The organism is Aquabacterium sp. A3, from assembly GCF_038069945.1.
Taxonomy (GTDB): Bacteria; Pseudomonadota; Gammaproteobacteria; order Burkholderiales; family Burkholderiaceae_C; genus Aquabacterium.
On the sequence record NZ_JBBPEV010000001.1, the window covers coordinates 529,822 to 547,608 of the forward strand.

At 64.0% G+C, this 17,787-nt stretch carries 15 protein-coding genes and 1 tRNA gene; 3 read left to right on the forward strand and 13 right to left on the reverse strand.

Translation table 11 applies throughout. From position 1 onward, the window contains the following. Nucleotides 1–34: 34 nt before the first annotated feature. The 9 genes from WNB94_RS02300 to WNB94_RS02340 form a co-directional block, all read right to left on the reverse strand. Entirely contained in the window at nucleotides 35–2,794 is a 2,760-nt protein-coding gene (locus WNB94_RS02300) for a M16 family metallopeptidase (RefSeq protein WP_341388114.1), read from the reverse strand. Then, nucleotides 2,794–3,297 (reverse strand): glycine zipper 2TM domain-containing protein, encoded by a 504-nt coding sequence (locus WNB94_RS02305; protein WP_341388115.1) that lies wholly within the window; start codon nucleotides 3,295–3,297, stop codon nucleotides 2,794–2,796. Before WNB94_RS02305 ends, WNB94_RS02300 begins: the two co-directional genes overlap by 1 nt. A 107-nt stretch (nucleotides 3,298–3,404) precedes the next feature. After that, the gene (gene ntrC, locus WNB94_RS02310; RefSeq protein ID WP_341388116.1) at nucleotides 3,405–5,009 is read right to left on the reverse strand and encodes a nitrogen regulation protein NR(I); all 1,605 of its coding nucleotides are present in this window, start codon (nucleotides 5,007–5,009) and stop codon (nucleotides 3,405–3,407) included. Nucleotides 5,010–5,054: 45 nt separating this feature from the next. Next, the gene (gene glnL / locus WNB94_RS02315) at nucleotides 5,055–6,152 is read right to left on the reverse strand and encodes a nitrogen regulation protein NR(II) (protein ID WP_445819039.1); all 1,098 of its coding nucleotides are present in this window, start codon (nucleotides 6,150–6,152) and stop codon (nucleotides 5,055–5,057) included. A 58-nt stretch (nucleotides 6,153–6,210) separates the two neighbouring features. Continuing rightward, nucleotides 6,211–6,747 carry a hypothetical protein gene (locus WNB94_RS02320; protein ID WP_341388117.1) on the reverse strand — a complete coding sequence of 179 codons (537 nt, stop codon included), beginning with the start codon at nucleotides 6,745–6,747 and terminating at the stop codon, nucleotides 6,211–6,213. Nucleotides 6,748–6,896: 149 nt separating this feature from the next. Next, a complete protein-coding gene (gene glnA, locus WNB94_RS02325) occupies nucleotides 6,897–8,315 on the reverse strand; it encodes a type I glutamate--ammonia ligase (protein WP_341388118.1) in 1,419 nt (472 codons plus the stop codon). 295 nt (nucleotides 8,316–8,610) lie between these two features. After that, nucleotides 8,611–9,408, reverse strand: a complete 798-nt coding sequence (locus tag WNB94_RS02330) for a competence/damage-inducible protein A (RefSeq protein ID WP_341388119.1) — start codon at nucleotides 9,406–9,408, stop codon at nucleotides 8,611–8,613. Beyond that, the gene (locus WNB94_RS02335) at nucleotides 9,396–10,253 is read right to left on the reverse strand and encodes an EI24 domain-containing protein (RefSeq protein WP_341388121.1); all 858 of its coding nucleotides are present in this window, start codon (nucleotides 10,251–10,253) and stop codon (nucleotides 9,396–9,398) included. The genes WNB94_RS02330 and WNB94_RS02335 overlap by 13 nt, the downstream gene beginning before the upstream one ends. Further along, nucleotides 10,250–11,065, reverse strand: a complete 816-nt coding sequence (locus WNB94_RS02340) for a TIGR00266 family protein (protein WP_341388122.1) — start codon at nucleotides 11,063–11,065, stop codon at nucleotides 10,250–10,252. Before WNB94_RS02340 ends, WNB94_RS02335 begins: the two co-directional genes overlap by 4 nt. Before the next feature lie 145 nt (nucleotides 11,066–11,210). Between WNB94_RS02340 and WNB94_RS02345 the strand changes: the two genes are divergently transcribed. From WNB94_RS02345 to WNB94_RS02355, 3 genes are read left to right on the forward strand one after another with little or no spacing between them, the layout of a single operon-like run. After that, complete coding sequence (locus tag WNB94_RS02345; RefSeq protein ID WP_341388123.1) at nucleotides 11,211–12,500, forward strand: BaiN/RdsA family NAD(P)/FAD-dependent oxidoreductase; 1,290 nt, start codon at nucleotides 11,211–11,213, stop codon at nucleotides 12,498–12,500. Between the two features lie 36 nt (nucleotides 12,501–12,536). Then, nucleotides 12,537–13,268, forward strand: coding sequence for a bifunctional demethylmenaquinone methyltransferase/2-methoxy-6-polyprenyl-1,4-benzoquinol methylase UbiE (ubiE, locus tag WNB94_RS02350; RefSeq protein ID WP_341388125.1), 732 nt, complete (start codon nucleotides 12,537–12,539; stop codon nucleotides 13,266–13,268). Nucleotides 13,269–13,307: 39 nt separating this feature from the next. Further along, nucleotides 13,308–14,141 carry a MerR family transcriptional regulator gene (locus WNB94_RS02355; RefSeq protein WP_341388126.1) on the forward strand — a complete coding sequence of 278 codons (834 nt, stop codon included), beginning with the start codon at nucleotides 13,308–13,310 and terminating at the stop codon, nucleotides 14,139–14,141. Between the two features lie 74 nt (nucleotides 14,142–14,215). Here the strand turns inward: WNB94_RS02355 and WNB94_RS02360 are convergent. From WNB94_RS02360 to pheT, 4 genes are all read right to left on the reverse strand, one after another. Continuing rightward, nucleotides 14,216–14,292, reverse strand: a tRNA-Pro gene (locus tag WNB94_RS02360). A 64-nt stretch (nucleotides 14,293–14,356) separates the two neighbouring features. Further along, nucleotides 14,357–14,908, reverse strand: a complete 552-nt coding sequence (locus WNB94_RS02365; RefSeq protein WP_341388128.1) for a MerR family transcriptional regulator — start codon at nucleotides 14,906–14,908, stop codon at nucleotides 14,357–14,359. A gap of 68 nt (nucleotides 14,909–14,976) precedes the next feature. Beyond that, nucleotides 14,977–15,336 carry an integration host factor subunit alpha gene (locus WNB94_RS02370; RefSeq protein WP_341388130.1) on the reverse strand — a complete coding sequence of 120 codons (360 nt, stop codon included), beginning with the start codon at nucleotides 15,334–15,336 and terminating at the stop codon, nucleotides 14,977–14,979. A gap of 19 nt (nucleotides 15,337–15,355) precedes the next feature. Then, the gene (gene pheT, locus WNB94_RS02375; RefSeq protein ID WP_341388131.1) at nucleotides 15,356–17,785 is read right to left on the reverse strand and encodes a phenylalanine--tRNA ligase subunit beta; all 2,430 of its coding nucleotides are present in this window, start codon (nucleotides 17,783–17,785) and stop codon (nucleotides 15,356–15,358) included. Nucleotides 17,786–17,787: the final 2 nt, after the last annotated feature.

The window sequence follows — 17,787 nt, forward strand, 5'->3', positions numbered from 1 at the left end:
CGTCAATGACAAGGCCGGCAGATGCCGGCCTTTGTCATGGGCGACTGAAATCTCCTGCCCAACCCCACACCATTCGGTCGGGTTGCAAATAACGCCTCAAGGCGGCATTGACCTGCTCCAGCGTGAGCTCAGACAAGGCCTTGTCCAGTTTGCTGGACTCATCAAACCGCCGCCCCAAATCCATCAGGGCCGCCCAGGCACCGGCCAGACGGGCATCTTGTGCCCGCCCCAGTTTCCTGAACGACAACAATCCTGCACGCCCCTGATCCAGTTCTGCCTGGGTGAAACCGTCAGCCAAAGCACGCGCCAGTTCTTCACGCATGGCCTGCTCGATGCGTGGCTGATTTTGTGGCGCAAAAATGGCAGAGGCAAACCAGCGCGTGTTGGCATCGCGAGATGACCAATCCACCGCGCTGTAAACGCTGTAAGACAGGCCTTCCTTTTCCCGCAGGCGATTCCATAACCGAGAGTTGCCCCCCGACCCCAACAGGTGATTGGCCATCATCAACGCAGCGTAATCAGGGTGCCGATCGTTGATGGGCAAGGCCAGTTGCCACACCAGGGTCGCATTCTGCTTGTCAGGGGTGTTGAGCTTGATCATGCCGGGCGTCAAGGCCACGTAAGGATCCGGGATCGGCGCTTGCGCTGTCGCGGCGCCCAACCAGTTGCCGAACTGCCGCTCGATCACGGCCCGGGCTTGCACGGGCTCAAAATCGCCCACCAGAGAGAGTTGGCCCACACGGGCGGACAAGAAACGCTCATGGAAGGCTTGCACCTGCGCCAGCGTGAGCGCCTGCCAGTCTTGCACCTGCTCATCAAAACTGCGGGCATGGCGCACATCACCACGGGGATAAGGGTTGTCTCGCCGGGCCAGTGCCTCCATCAACACATGCTGTGGTTCCTTGCGCTGAGCAGCGATGGACGACAAGGCCTGGTCCCTCACCTCGTCCAAGGCCGCTTGCGACAAGGCAGGTGTGCGCAAGGCTTCGGCAATCAGCCCCAGGACTTCGGCCAGGGTGTCTCGACGCGCGGTGAAGGCCACACTGAGTTGCCCTGCGGCCGCCCCGAAGCCAACGTCGGCCTGCAGTGCGTCCAGCCGGTCCTGCCAGGCCTGGCGCGAGCGCTGCTGAGTGCCCTTGTCCAGCATGGCGGCCAGTGCCGCGTCAGCCTCACCCTGCCCCGCCAGGCTCTCGACCGTGCCATGACGCAACACCAGCCGTCCTTGCACGACCTGGCTGCGGGTGGGCTTGGGCAACAAGGCCAATTGCAAACCAACCGGCAGTCGAGACAGTTGGGTGCTGGCGTCGATGTGCTCGGGGCTGGTGTCAAAGGCCGCCACCTCGGCCGCAGCCTGGGCCGGCTTGAACTCCTTCAGCGCCTGCGCCAGATCGACGCGCTCTGGCGCCGGAGCACGCTCAGGCGCCTGCGTGGGCACATAACGACCCAAGGTGCGGTTGCTGGGCAGCAAGTAAGCCTGGGCCACGCGCTGAACATCAGCGAGCGTGACGGCTCGAACCCGGTCGCGGGTCAGGAAAAACAAGCGCCAGTCGCCCTGGGCCACCGCCTCTGACAGGGCCACCCCCACATGCTGCGGGTCGGCAAAGCCCTGGTCCCAATCCTTCAACCACTTGGCGCGTGCGCGCTCCAGTTCGGCCGCCGTGATCGGCTCGCTGCGGAATGATTCGATGGTCTCCAGCAAGACGCGACGTGCCTGCTCGGCATCTTGCTCAGGGGCCAATTGGGCGCCCAGCAGCAAAAAGCCAGGATCACGCAACCCTTCCGTGAAGCCAAACACCCCAGCAGCCAGGCGCTGCTCGGTGAGCCGCTGGTGCAAACGCCCCGACGGGGTGTCGGCCAAAATGAGCGACAGCAGCTCAATGGCCGCATGATCTTTGTGCGCCCCTGCCACGGTGTGATAGCCGGCGTACAGCAAAGGCACGCCGCCCACACGGCGCAGAGTGACCTCACGCTCCCCATCCTGCGCGGGATCGAGTGTGTACTGTGTCGGCAAGGTTCGTCGAGGTTTGGGGATGGCGCCAAAGTCACGCGCAATCCAGCGCTGCACCTTGGCCAGATCGAACTGCCCCGACACGATGAGGGTGGCGTTGTCGGGCTGGTAATACCGACGGTAGAAGGCCTGCAGCCGGGCAATGTCCACGCCTTCGACGTCCGTGCGCGCGCCGATCGTGGACTTGCCGTAGTTGTGCCACTGGTACATGGTGGCCAGTGTTTTGCCCAACAAGATGCGGCCTGGGTTGTTCTCGCCCATTTCCATCTCGTTGCGCACCACGGTCATCTCGCTGTCCAGGTCGCGGCGGGCGATGAAGCTGTTGACCATGGCATCGGCCTGCCACCCCAGGTACCAGGCCAGGTTGGCCTCGTTGGCCGCAAAGCTGGCAAAGTAGTTGGTGCGGTCCAGCCAGGTGCTGCCGTTGGCGCTCAGGCCACGCTTGTTGAATTCAGCCCATACCTGAGGATGGCGAGGCGAGCCTTTGAAAATCAGGTGTTCGAGCAGGTGAGCCATGCCGGTTTCACCATAGTTCTCGTGCACCGAGCCAACCCGGTAGGTCACGTTGACCGTGGTGGTCGGCTTGCTTTGATCAGGTATGAGCAAAACCTGCAGGCCATTGGGCAATCGGTATTCGCGAATGCCTTCTACCTGCTGAACCAAGGTCAGGCCCACCGCCGGCTTGCTGGCTGCCGACACGGCCATGGGCCACCCCACCATGCCCAGCGCCAGGCCCAGGGCCATGGCACAACGACGCCAGCCACCACCCCACGCGCGCATGCTCATCACTTGGGTGCCAGCATCACACGGGTTTTGCCGCCGGTGGTCACCAGGATCACCTTGTCCCCAGGCTTGAAGGACTCCTCGCCCTGAGCCTGCACGATGGCGCGGCGCTCACCGCTCTTGAGTTGAAGAAGGATTTCGAGGGCGCCTTCACGGGTGCCGTAGCGCTCAACGGCATTGCCCACCACCGCGCCCACCACGGCGCCAGCCACACCGGCGAGTACCGCACCACGGCTGTTGCCTGTGGAGCCGGCCCCGGCCACGCCGCCGATGACGGCACCGGTGGCGCCACCGGCACCGCTCTGGCTGCCTTCGACGACCACGGGCCGCACGTTCAGCACCACCGCATCAGCCACCTGCGACAAACGTTGTGCGTCACCCGGCTTGATCACATCGGGGTTGGTGGTGGAGCAACCCGATGCGCCCAGGGCCGCAGCCACCAGCACGCCGGCAGCGACACGGCGAGCCACGCCAGGACAAGACAAGGATGCAGAAGTCAGACGCATGAGAACCTCAAGTGATCAACAGGCCCAGAACGGCCCAAGACCTTGATCGTAGCGCAGCGCCCGCCACGCCGTGCTTCTGACTTGTAAAGTCACCAGCAGGGTCGGACTCAGTCGTCCAAGCCCAACTCCTGGATCTTGCGGGTGATGGTATTGCGCCCAATTCCCAACTTTTGCGCTGCTTCGATGCGCCGCCCCCGGGTCAGCTCCAGTGCGGTGTGGATCAGTTGCGCCTCAAACTGCCGCGTCAAGCTGTCCCAGACATCCGTTTGGCCAGACTCAAGTCGCGCACGGGCGTCGCGCTCCAGGTCCGCCAGCCAGCGCGCCACCCCACTGGCAGAAGCGGCCTGCACTGCATCACCGCTCCCAGCTTCGCTGGCCCAGGCGGCGCCCATGGCCCGATCTCCGAGGGGGGCCACGTCGGCACGTGCAGGCGGCCACGTCACAGACGGCTCTGGTGGTGTCCAGGCCTCTGGCGCCTCCGAGGGCATGGCCGGTACAACCACGGGTGGGGCAGCAGCCGGCGATGGTGCCTCGGTCGGCACAGCCGGCACGCCGGCGGCCATGTCCAGTAGTTCAGGCGGGAGGTCTTTGACCTCGATCACCTGCGCGGGCGCCATGACCGTCAACCAGTGACAGATGTTTTCAAGCTGCCGGACGTTGCCAGGAAAGTCGAAGCCCTGAAGCCTCGTCAAGGCCGTCTCAGAGATGCGTTTGGCCTCAACACCCAGGTCTTTTGCGCTCTTCTGAAGGAAGAATCGCGCCAGCGTGGGGATGTCTTCGCGGCGTTCGCGCAGGGCGGGCAAACGCAGGCGGATCACGTTCAAGCGGTGGAACAAGTCCTCGCGAAACACACCGTGCCGCACCCGATCTTCGAGGTTCTGGTGGGTGGCGGCAATCACGCGCACATTGCTCTTGAGTGGCTGATGTCCGCCCACGCGATAAAACTGGCCATCGCTGAGCACCCGCAACAGCCGTGTTTGCAGGTCGAAGGGCATGTCGCCGATTTCATCCAGGAACAAGGTGCCGCCATCGGCCTGCTCAAATCGTCCGCGGCGCATGGTTTGCGCCCCAGTGAACGCGCCACGCTCATGCCCGAACAGCTCGGATTCCAGCAGGTCTTTAGGAATGGCGGCCGTGTTGATGGCCACAAACGGTCCGTTGGCGCGGGGGCTGTGTTTGTGCAGTGCCCGGGCCACCAACTCCTTGCCAGCGCCCGATTCGCCGGTGATCAGCACCGTGACGTTGCTCTGGCTGAGCCGGCCGATGGCGCGGAACACATCCTGCATCGCGGGAGCTTGTCCGAGCATTTCGGGCATCTGGGCCACCCGCTCGTCGACCACCTCTTCACGCAGGCTTTCTTCGACCGCGCGCCGAATGAGCTCCACCGCCTTGGTCAGGTCAAACGGTTTGGGCAGGTACTCGAAAGCCCCCCCTTGAAACGCCGACACCGCCGAATCGAGGTCCGAGTAGGCGGTCATGATGATCACGGGCAAGCCCGGCAGCCGCGCCTTGACCTTGCCCAGCAAGTCGATGCCCGAACCGCCCGGCATCCGGATGTCCGACACCAGCACCTGGGGCTCGTCTTCATCGAGCGCGCTCAGCACATCGCGCGGATTGGTGAAGCTGCGCACCGGCAGCCCTTCGCGCGCAAGCGCTTTCTCCAGAACGAAGCGAATGGATTGGTCGTCGTCAACGATCCAGATGGGTTTCATGCTGGCAGTCAATGAGGCGCACCCAGTCACACGTCAATGAGGGCGTCAGGGCAAGGGAATGGTGATCTTGAAGACCGTGTGCCCTGGCTCGCTCTCGCATTCGATGGTGCCTTGGTGCTGTTGAACGAAGGTTTGCGCCAGGGTGAGACCCAAACCCGACCCACCGTCTCGCCCCGATACCAGCGGGTAGAAGATGCGGTCACGCAAGGTCTCGGGGATGCCCGGCCCGTTGTCCTCAATATGCAAGACCAGTGCCAGGCGATACAGCTGCCGGTTGATGGTCACCCGACGGGCCACGCGTGTTTTGAACACGATGCGCGCATCATGCGTGGCCAAGCGCTCGGACAGGGCCTGGGCGGCGTTGTGCGCGATGTTCAGCAGGGCCTGGATGAGTTGCTCACGATCACCCCGGAACTCCGGGATGGAGGTGTCGTAGTCCCGCCAGACCTTCAGCCCTTTGGGGAACTCCGCCAGGATGACCGAGCGGACACGCTCGCACACCTCATGGATGTTGACGTCGCCCACCAGGTGGGGACGTCGATGCGGGGCCAGCAACCGGTCCACCAGAGACTGCAGGCGATCCGCCTCATGGATGATGACCTGCGTGTATTCGATGAGCGACTTGTCATCCAGCTCCATCTGGAGCAACTGTGCCGCACCACGGATGCCGCCCAGCGGGTTCTTGATTTCGTGCGCGAGGTTGCGAATGAGCTCCTTGTTGGCCTGCACCTGATCCAGTGCACGCTCCTCACGATCCTGGCGGGTTTGCTGCTCAATTTCAACCAGCTCGACCAGCACCTGGTCGCCATGGCCATAGCGGGTGACGATCACCTGCACGTGCAGGGCGTCGGCATACAGATTGGGGTGGCGCTTGAGTTCGGCTTGAAGGCGGCTGGTGGCGTACTCGTTGCGGGCCACCGCCGTGACGATTTCGCGCAGCATGGCCGAGTCGGCAAACCAGTCGAAGATGGACTCACCCAGAACGGCCCGCCTGGACAGGCCCAGCACTTCCTCGAAAGTGGTGTTGGCGAACAGGCAACGCCCATCGGGTTCGACGATGGCCACCATCGAGGCCAGGTGATCCAGCACAGACCATTGATCGGCGTCATCGGGCAGCCGGTGGGCGCCCGCCGTCAGCCCCAGCCGGGGAGATCTGCTGGCGGTGGCAGGAACTTGCTGGACTCGGCTCACAGAATGACTTTCATTGGGACGCTGAAGAGAATTTGCCAAGCTCGCGCTTCAGCGATGCGACATTGGACTCACGGCGGGCGATCTCGGCCTTGAGTTGTTCGACGCGGTCCAGGTACTTCTGGTAGTTTTTTTCATCCCCACGGCGCTCTGGCTGCCCGTTGTTGTATTCCTGGCGCAAGCCGGTCAGCGCCTCTTCTTCTTTGCGCAACTCGGCTTCCAGGATGCGACGGGCGTCGGTGTCCATGGACTTCTGCTTGTCGGCACTGATGCGCTCGCCATCGCTGGGCGCGGCGGCCGACGAGCGCGTGGGCGCCGTTCGCTGCACACTTTGAATCACGGTGATGGGCGCGCCGTCCAGTGTGCGACACCCCCGCGACTGGGCCTCTTTGGACGACAAGGCATCGGTGTACAGATTGCCGGGGCACTTGTACACCGGCTTGTCCTGGGCATGCGCCGCGCCTGCGGCCAACACGCCAAGCATCAGCCAACAGGCAAACGCGCGCCCCCCCTGCAGGGGCGATGACAGGGTCGTTGGCAATGAACTCACGCTCGGTCTCCGTTGGTCTGGCCTCACACCCAAGTATGCCCGCAAGCGGGATGAGCGCGGTGACACCATGAAACCATCCACGCCAAAGCGATCGGCCCCAATGAAAAAGGGCGACTTGCGTCGCCCTTTACAGACACTCTGATCAGGAATCAGAGCGAGTAGTACATGTCGAACTCGATCGGGTGAGTCGTCATGCGGAAGCGGGTGACTTCCTGCATCTTCAGGTCGATGTAGGCATCGATGTAAGCATCGGTGAACACGCCACCCTTGGTCAGGAATGCGCGATCCTTGTCCAGGTTTTCCAGAGCCTGATCCAGGCTGTGGCACACGGTCGGGATCAGCTTGTCCTCTTCCGGCGGCAGGTGGTACAGGTCCTTCGTGGCGGCTTCGCCCGGATGGATCTTGTTTTCCACGCCGTCCAGACCGGCCATCATCAGTGCAGCGAAGGCCAGGTAGGGGTTGGCAGAAGGATCGGGGAAGCGAGCTTCGATGCGACGACCCTTGGGGTTGGCCACGTACGGGATGCGGATCGAGGCCGAGCGGTTCTTGGCCGAGTAGGCCAGCTTCACCGGGGCTTCGAAGCCAGGCACCAGACGCTTGTACGAGTTCGTACCGGGGTTGGTGATGGCGTTCAGGGCACGGGCGTGCTTGATGATGCCGCCGATGTAGTACAGCGCGAATTCGCTCAGACCAGCGTAGCCGTCACCAGCGAACAGGTTCTTGCCGTCCTTCCAGATCGACTGGTGAACGTGCATGCCGGAACCGTTGTCGCCCACGATGGGCTTGGGCATGAAGGTGGCGGTCTTGCCATAGGCATGGGCCACGTTCTGGATGATGTACTTTTGCAGTTGCAGCCAGTCGGCGCGCTGGGTCAGCGTGGCGAACTTGGTGCCGATTTCCATCTGACCGGCGTTGGCCACTTCGTGGTGATGCACTTCAACCGGGATGCCCATCGATTCGAGGATCAGGCACATTTCCGAGCGCATGTCCTGGCCGCTGTCGACCGGAGGCACGGGGAAGTAGCCGCCCTTGACGGTGGGACGGTAGCCGCTGTTGCCGTGTTCGTAGTCCTTGCCCGTGTTCCAGGCGCCTTCTTCGGACTCGATCTTCACGAAGCAGCCGGACATGTCGGCGTTCCAGCGCACGCTGTCGAACACGAAGAACTCGGGCTCAGGACCAAAGTAGGCGGTGTCGCCCAGGCCCGAGGCCTTCAGGTAGGCTTCAGCACGCTTGGCCAGCGAGCGGGGGTCGCGCTCGTAGGGCTTGCCGTCGTGCGGGTCGATGACGTCGCAGGTCAGCAGCAGGGTGGGTTCTTCGAAGAAGGGGTCGATGTTGGCGGTGTTGGGGTCCGGCATCAGCAGCATGTCGGAGGCTTCAATGCCCTTCCAGCCGGCGATGGAGGAACCGTCGAACGCGTGGCCCGAGGTGAACTTGTCTTCGTCAAAGTGGGAAACAGGCACAGACACGTGCTGTTCCTTACCACGGGTATCGGTGAAGCGGAAATCAACGAACTTGACTTCGTTGTCCTTCACCATCTTCATCACGTCGGCGACGGTCTTGTTGGCCATCAGGTGCTCCTAGCGAGAGGCTTGAATGAATACAAGAGGATTGTTGGGGGGCTGCTTCGGATTGAAACAACCGCACGGCAGTGTAATAGCAGAATCCGTGCCCAAATCGGGCCGACACCTCGTCGCTGCCAGCGCGGCCCAAAAATGTGGCCTGCGACAACAAGCCAACGGCGCGATGGTCGCACAGGAGGCGTGCGCAAGATGCTGCGCTGCACCATTTTCACCCTGAGCGCTCAGGGAATCGCTCGCCAGAAGGCCCGCATTTGCGCCATGTTGGTGCACAAAAAAGCCAACCTCAGTTTCGCACCATTTCGGGGCCTATGTCCGCACCAAGATGGGAAAGGCCGGCGCGCAGATCCTCAAACGCCGCCGCCACCAGCTCTGGCCGTCCTTTGACCCCGAGCTCAACGTGCCGCCCATGCTCGGGATGGTCCACACTGGGCAGGCTGAACACCTTGATGCCTGGATGGCGCGCCTCGATGTCCAACATCAGCGGCGTCAGCCGTGACTCGATGCCGCGGCGAACCACCACGGCATGCTCTCGCTGAACGGCGCTGCCATGCAGGTCTTGATGCCACTGATCCAGCACCGCCTCCATCATGGGCCAGGCCATGACCGGAAAGCCAGGGACAAAATGCACCCGCCGCTCCATGGAGAACCCGGGGATGCGGTTGTAGGGGTTGTGAATGATCTCTGCCCCGGCGGGGAAGCAACCCATCTGCAGGCGACGCTGAACGTCTTCGCTGTCAACGTCCATGACCACGCCTTCTTGTTGCGCCATCTCTTCGCAGCGGGCCAGGATCAACGCTCGGGCCTGCGGGTGCGACACCAGTGAGGTATCCCACGCACGGGCAGCGCAGGCGCGGGTGTGGTCATCCGGGGTGGCACCAATGCCGCCGAACGAAAAGACCACCTCGCCGGATTGACGCGCTTCGCGCAAGCGCTGCGTGATGCGCGGCGGATCGTCACCCACGTAGTGGGCCCACGACACGGCCATGCCGCGCTGGGACAGCACGTCGATGGCCTTGGTCAGGTGCTTGTCCTGGCGACGCCCGCTGAGGATTTCGTCGCCGATGATGATCAGCCCAACCATGCCCTGCCCTCCACCGGCACCTGCCGACTTCTCAGTTGATGCAACGCCTGCATCAGGTAATGCGCAAACCACAATCCGGTGAGACAGAACACCAGCGTGTAAAGCCACACCGACACCAGCACCAGCACGGGGGCCAGCGCGAATGACAGCACACCGCCGGCCGCCCACAACATCGCAGGCATCGACCCCATGTAACCTGAGGCCACCCCCATGAACATCAGCGGCCCGCGGTGCTGCTTCAGCAAGGCAGCCAACTCCTGCTCACTGGCCCAGTCCGCCAGCACATCCAGGGTCATCACACGATAGGCCAGCCAACCCCAGACCAAAGGCACCACCAGGCCGGCCACTGGCGGCAACAACCACAAGGGCAGGGTCAGCACGAAGGCCAACACGGCCACCGCCGTGAGCCGGAACGATTCACCCAGCGATTTCCACCAAGGCACCTGGCCTTGAGGCACGAGCGCCACAAAGCGCCGTTGCTGTACCAGTTTGGCCATCGCTGGCGCGGCCAGCGCCCCCACCGCCAGCAAACACACCACGATGATCACCGGGATGGAGATGAGCGATATCAGCAAGGGCACCAGCGCAGCCCTCAAAGACGACCAGCCCATGGCGTCCAGCCAGTCCAGCGCCGCCTGACTCCACCCCCACTGGTCCAGGGCCTGGCGAACCGCCTCATTGGCCGGCGTCCATCCCCACCACGCCAGCCCCCCCAGCAGCACAGCACTGAACAGCAACGGAGCGGCGCTGATCCACTGGACACGCCACAACAAACCGTAGAGCACCGCACGCCAGGCCGCCCCCCACACGTCGCCCCACCGCGAGGCGGCCTCGGCCACGCTCATTCTTGATCGCCTCCCAGCAGACCTCCGAGCAAACCACCGCCGGCCACACCGGTCAGCAGGCCACCTTGTTCGCGCGTACCGCCGCCGGTCTGGGGCGCTGCAGCAAAGATGCGCGACGCCAGTCGAGAAAACGGCAGGCTCTGCAGCCAGACGTGGCCGGGACCTGTCAGGCGCGCCAGGAACAGGCCCTCGCCGCCGAACAGCGCGGTTTTGACCTTGCCGACGTACTGGATGTCGAAATCGACGCCGCCGGTGTAAGCGACCACGCAGCCCGTGTCGATCATCAGCGATTCGCCCGCTTTCAACTCACGGCGCACCACGGTGCCACCGGCATGCACGAACGCCAGCCCGTCGCCTTCGAGCTTCTGCATGATGAAGCCCTCGCCACCAAAAAAGCCTGTGCCCAGGCGCTGCTGTAGCGCAATGCCCAGGGAAACGCCCCGGGCAGCACACAGGAACGAGTCCTTCTGACAAATCAAGGTACCGCCCAGTTCACGCAGGTCCATCGGGACGATCTTGCCCGGATAGGGGGCCGCAAATGCCACGCGGCGCTTGCCCTGCCCCTGGTTGGTGTAGATGGTGGTGAACAGGCTCTCGCCAGTGATGAGCCGCTTGCCAGCCCCCAGCAATTTGCCGAACAGTCCACCGGTTTGCTGAGAGCCGTCACCGAACACGGTGTCCATGGTGATGCCCATGTCCATGAACATCATGCTGCCAGCCTCACCGATGGCTGCTTCGCCGGGGTCGAGTTCGACCTCGACAAACTGCATCTCGGCGCCCTTGATTTCGTAATCCACCACATCCATGGCCATGGCCTTGCTGCTCCTTCAACTGGGGTCATCACGTCAACCAGCCCACCTGTCAGGCGGTCGACCTCGGCGCTGATTGTGGCGCAGTTCATCGCCCCATGTGGGTGGCAAGCCCATGCACCGGCCACCAAGCGGCGACAATGTGCGCATGTCCAATGTGTTTGATGTGATCGTGGTGGGCGCCGGAGCGGCGGGCCTGTTCTGCGCTGGCGTGGCCGGGCAGCGAGGCCTGCGCGTGCTGCTCATCGACCACGCCGCGAAAGTGGCCGAGAAGGTGCGCATTTCCGGCGGAGGTCGCTGCAACTTCACCAACCGCGAGGTCGGGCCCACGAACTTCCTGTCCGAGAACCCGCACTTTTGTCGCTCTGCACTGGCCGGCTACACCCCGCAGGATTTTCTGGCGCTGGTGGGACGACATGGCATCGCCTGGCATGAAAAGCACAAGGGGCAGCTGTTTTGCAACCACAAGGCCGACGACATCATCCGGATGTTGCTGGCCGAATGCGATCAAGGCGGTGTCACCCGGTGGCAGCCCTGTGCGGTGCAGGACATCAGACGCACCCTGGCCGATGACGGATGCCGATTCGAGCTGGACACGGAGCGCGGGCCAGTACGCGCCCACCAACTGGTCATCGCCACGGGGGGCTTGTCCATTCCCAAGATCGGGGCCACGGATTTCGGGCAGCGACTGGCAGCCCAATGGGGCCACGCCATCGTGCCGCTGCGCCCTGCCCTCGTGCCGCTGACGTTCTCTGCCGACACCTGGTCCCCATTCGTGCCCCTGGCGGGCATTTCGCTGGAAGTGCTGGTGAGCGCCGAGGTGGTGGATGGCGGCAAACGCTCGAGGCACCACACCGTGAGCTTTCTGGAGGACCTGTTGTTCACGCACCGGGGCCTGAGCGGCCCCGCCATCTTGCAAATCTCCAGCTTCTGGCAACCGGGGCAGACGCTGCAGATCAACCTGGCGCCGCAGCATGAGCTGGCAGGCCTGCTCAAGCAGGCCAAGGTCGGCTCTCGCAAGCAACTGGCCACCGAGTGGGCCTTGGCCCTGGGAGACGCAGCGCCACAGCGCCTGGCCCAGACATGGCTGGAGCAGTTCTGCCAAGGCAGCACAGGCGGGGTCGTGGGCCTGCGCCCTGGCGCCCCTCTGGCCGAGCACAAGGACAAGGATCTGGAGGCACTGGGCGCGTCGGCCAACCACTGGCACATCCTGCCGGCAGGCACGGAGGGCTACGCCAAGGCCGAGGTGACTGCAGGCGGTGTGGACACGCGCGAGCTGAGCTCCCAGACCATGGAGAGCAAGCGGGTGGCCGGTCTGCATTTCATCGGCGAGGTGGTGGACGTGACAGGGTGGCTCGGAGGCTACAACTTCCAATGGGCATGGGCCTCGGCCATGGCCTGTGCCAGGGCGCTGCAGCCCCTGCCAGAGGTGGCCTGAGACCGACGGCGCCCAACAAACCGGTAAACTGCCGCCATGAGCCGCACACACTTTGGTTTCCAGCAGGTCGACGAATCAGAAAAGGCCAGCCGCGTTCGCGGCGTGTTCGATTCGGTGGCCAACAAGTACGACGTGATGAACGACCTCATGTCGGCCGGCATGCACCGGCTGTGGAAGGCCTACACCATCACGGCCAGCGGCGTTCGACCTGGTCATAAAGTGCTGGACATCGCTGGCGGCACAGGCGATCTGTCCGAGGCATTCGCCAAGAGGGTGGGCCCCTCCGGCATGGTGGTGCACACCGACATCAACCTGGCCATGCTGAGCACCGGACGGGACCGCCTGATCAACAGCGGCATGGCCCTGCCGACCACGCTGTGCGATGCTGAAAAGCTGCCCTTTCCGGCGCACACATTCGACATCGTGTCGGTGGCTTTTGGCCTGCGCAACATGACCCACAAGGACCTGGCCCTCAAGGAAATGTGCCGCGTGCTCAAGCCGGGCGGCCGACTGCTGGTGCTGGAGTTCTCGAAGGTGGCCAAGCCACTGGAGAAGGCTTACGACTGGTACTCCTTCAACATCCTGCCCAAGCTGGGCAAGCTGGTGGCCAATGACGAAGAAAGCTACCGCTACCTTGCCGAGTCCATTCGCATGCACCCCGATCAGGCCACCCTCAAAGCCATGATGAAGGATGCGGGCTTTGGTCACGTCGATGTGCACAACATGACCGCCGGTGTGGTGGCCCTGCACATGGGCATCAAGTGCTGACCCTGATCGGCATGCGGCACCGCTGAGCTGTCTTGATTCATGCCAGAGTCGTCCACACCGCGATCCAGGGTGCGCGCCAGACAGGCGCGCATGCCGGGTCCGGAGTTCAATGTTGAAGAGCTGGCCGCGCGCACAGGCGTGAGCGTGCGCAACATCCGCGCCTATCAAACCGCCGGACTGCTGCCGCCGCCACGCCTGAAGGGCCGCCTTGGCCTGTATGACGCGGCACACCAGGGCAAGCTGGAGTTGATCCGCGATCTGCGCGCACAAGGGTTTCGGCTGGAGGCCATCAAGCGCATGCTCTCGCATACGCCTGAAGGCGCGTGGTCGGAGTATTCGCTGATCAGCGAGCTGTTCTCGACCACATTCTTCACGGTGGAGCCCCCCCAACGCAAAGCCATCGCCGACATGGCCGCCCATTGGCACACTGCGGCCACCCCGGCGCAAAAAGAGCGCTTGCGCAAGAATGGTCTGTACCGCGAGGTCGGGCCAGACGAGGTGGAAATGCTCAGCCCGTCACTGGAGCGCATCGGCGTGCAGTTGGCCGAGTTGCAAGTGCCACTGGACACCGTGCTGGACTTGCAGGACGTTCTGATCAAACACTGCCGTGCACTGGCGCGCAGTTATGTGGATGAGCTGTTCATGACGCTGCTGCAGCGTCTGGCCGAGACACAGGCGCAAGCCAAGGCACAAGGCCTGCCACCAGACCCTCAGGCGCTGGCCGGCATGCTCACCCTGTTCGAGCGACTCAGGCCACTGGCCATCGGCTCGGTCAGCGCGGCCTTTCCGGTGGTGCTTCAACAAGAATTTGACCGCACGCTGCAAAAACACATCAAATCAAAGCACACCAAAGGCGCACGCAGCAGGTCTTGAGTGGCGCACGCTCAGGCCAGACCACACAAGACAAAAAGCCCAGCAGATTGCTCTGCTGGGCTCGTGTCCTTCAATGGTCGGGGCGGCGGGATTCGAACTCGCGACCCCTTGCACCCCATGCAAGTGCGCTACCAGGCTGCGCTACGCCCCGACGAAGACTTGAACTATAGCATGTTTTGAGGCTTCAGCGCCAGCGCACCGCCCAGGTTGCTCGGTCACGACAACAAGTCGCGAATCGACAACAAGGTGGCACGCAGGGCTGCAACCGCCTCAGGCGACGCCGCCTCCAGCCCCGTCAAGTCGGGCGCGGGCAGTTGCGAATCGGCCGACGCCAGACCGGAGGCCATCAACGGCTGTGATGCTGCATGCGCCCATGCCCCTGGGCGGGCGGGCAATCGGTGACCAGTGCCCACAGACCGATCGCGATCGACCACAGGCTCAAGCGCATCCGCAAGCCCTTCTTCGGTTTCGGGCTCCATGCCATGAACCGCCAACTCGTTGCGCGCGCCACTGATCGTGAATCCGCGTTCGTACAACAACTCGCGTATGCGACGAATCAACAGCACCTCGTGGTGCTGGTAATAACGGCGATTGCCTCGGCGCTTCATGGGTCGCAGTTGCGCGAACTCCTGCTCCCAGTAGCGCAAGACGTAAGGCTTGACCAGGCACAGCTCGCTGACTTCACCGATGGTGAAATAGCGTTTGGCAGGGATGGGGGGCAACACCCCCTCGATCCGCCCGGACTCAGAGCGCTCGTGATTGGCCATGGACAACTTGGGTTGCACCCGTCAGAAACTCCCGATCACCGGCGTGACCTGGGGCAGAACTTCGGACTTTACTCCAAGTCCTCACCATCGGCGGCATCACCTTGCACCAGCCCCTTGAGCTTGGCGCTGGCGTGGAAGGTGACGACGTTACGGGCCTTGATGGGGATGGCCTCACCCGTGCGGGGGTTGCGCCCCGGGCGAGGTGCCTTGCGACGGATCTGGAAGTTGCCAAAGCCCGACAGCTTCACGTCACGACCTTCGACCAGGGTGTCGTTGATCAACTCGAAAAACGCTTCGACCATGTCCTTGGACTCGCGCTTGTTCAGGCCCAGCCGCTCGAACAACAGTTCGGACAGCTCGGCCTTGGTCAGCGTCGGCGTCTCGATGGACGGCAACAGCACCGTCAGATCGCTGATCTTGTCGTTCATGGGCGAGCCCTCCCCTGGCTCACGCGCGCACCCGGGCGCCCACGCGCTCCGACAGGCTGTTCAGCACGGCCTTCATCGCGGCGTCGATGCGCTCGTCGGTCAAGGTTTGCTCGTCGTCGCGCAGTGAGACCCGCACGGCCAAGCTGCGCTCATTGTCACCGATCCCGGCCACGGGCGTCTTGGGCTTGTAGATGTCGAACAAACGGGCGTCGCGCACCAGCCCCTCGGTGGGCGCCTCGTGGATGGCGGCCATCAGGGCATCGAAGGAGGTTTGATCCGCCACCACCAGGGCCAGATCGCGGTGCACGGACTGCATCTTGGGCACACTGCTGAAGCGCGGCACCTGACGCGCCGCCAAGGCGGGCACGTCCAGCTCGAACAGCACGGGCGCCTGCGGCAGGTCGTAGGCCTGACGCCACTTGGGGTGCAGCTCGCCAATCACGCCCACGGGCTGACCATCCAGCATCACCTGGGCGCAGCGGCCAGGGTGGAAGGCGGGGTGCTCGAACGGCACGAAGCGGGCCTCGCGTGGTGCCAGCAAGGCCTCCACATCGCCCTTCACATCAAAGAAATCAACCGGGCGCTGGGCCACACCCCACTGCACGGCGTCGGCAGGGCCATAAGCCAGGCCCGCCAGCTTCACGGGCTGGTGCAAACCGGCCACGGTTTGTGCGCCATCGTTCACGCTGGCATCGCGCTGGAACACGCGACCCAACTCGAACACGCGCACGCGCTCGGCCTTGCGCGACAGGTTGGTGCACAGCACCTCCACCAGCGAGCCGATCAGCGTCGAGCGCATCACCGACAACTGGCTGGCGATGGGGTTCAGCAGCTGAATTGGCTGGGTATTGCCGGCAAAGTCGGCCTCCCAGCGGGCTTCCACAAAGCTGAAGGTGATGGCTTCCTGGTAGCCCCGGGCGGCCACCGCGCGGCGCACGGCATACAGACCACGCTGAGCCTCGGGGCGCACCTCGGACACCACCGGCGCCTTGGGCGCGCGACGCGGCAGCTTGTCAAAGCCGATCACGCGCACGACCTCTTCGATCAGGTCTTCTTCGATCTGCAGGTCAAAGCGCCAGCTGGGCGGGTTCACCACCAGGTGCACATCGCCATTCGTGGCCTGGGTCTGGAACGACAGGCCCAGACGCTGGAACACGCCTTCGCAGTCTTGCTGGCTCACGGGCATGCCGATCACGCGCTGGGCGCGCGACAGGCGCAAGGTCACCGGCGGGCGCTCCACCGGGCGCACCACCTGGTCGGTCACCGGGCCGGCGTCACCGCCGCAGATCTCCAGGATCAGCTGCGTGATGCGCTCCAGGTGCTGGGCCGTGGGCGCCGGGTCCACACCGCGCTCGAAGCGGTGCGAGGCATCGGTCGAAAAGTTGTAGCGGCGTGCGCGACCAGCGATGGCCTTGGGCCACCAGAAGGCCGCCTCCAGGTAGACGTTGCGGGTGTCGTCACCCACTGCCGTGCTGTCGCCGCCCATCACGCCGGCCAGCGATTCCACCTGCTGCGCATCGGCGATCACGCCCACCTGCTCGTCCAGCGACACGGTGTTGCCGTTGAGCAGCTTCAGCGTCTCGCCCGCCTTCGCCCAGCGCACCGTCAGGCCGCCCTGGATCTTGTCCAGGTCGAACACGTGCGAGGGCTGGCCCAGCTCGAACATGACGTAGTTGGAAATGTCCACCAGCGGCGACACGGGGCGCTGACCGCAACGGGCCAGGCGCTCGACCATCCAGTCGGGCGTGGCGGCCTGTGGGTTGACCCCGCGGATGACACGACCCACAAAGCGGCCGCACAGATCGGGCGCCGCCACCTGCACCGGCACCGTGGCGTCGATGGCTGGCTGCACCGGCTGCGTGGTCGGCAGGGTCAGCGGCGCGCCCGTCAGGGCCGACACCTCACGCGCGATGCCGGCCACGCTCAGGCAATGCGCCAGGTTGGGCGTGAGCTTGAGCGTGAACAGGGTGTCGTCCAGACGCAGGTGATCGCGGATGCTCACGCCCACGGGGGCCTCATCGGCCAGAATGTGCAGGCCATTGGACTCTTCGGCAATGCCCAACTCTTTGGCCGAGCACAGCATGCCGAAGCTCTCCACCCCGCGCAGCTTGCCCTTCTTGATGACGAAGGCCTTGCCATCTGCCCCGGGGGGCAACTCGGCGCCCACCGTGGCGCAAGGCACCTTGATGCCCGGGCGCACATTGGGCGCCCCGCAGACGATCTGCAGCAACTCGCCCGTGCCAGCGTCCACCTTGCACACGTTCAGGCGGTCGGCATCGGGGTGCTTGGCCACTTCCATCACCTGGGCCACCACCACACCCGTGAAGGCAGGCGCCACAGGTTGCAGCTCTTCAACCTCCAGACCGGCCATGGTGAGCAGATCGGCCAGTTGCTGCGTGTTCAGATCAGGGTTGCAGAACGTGCGCAGCCAGGACTCGGGGAATTGCATGG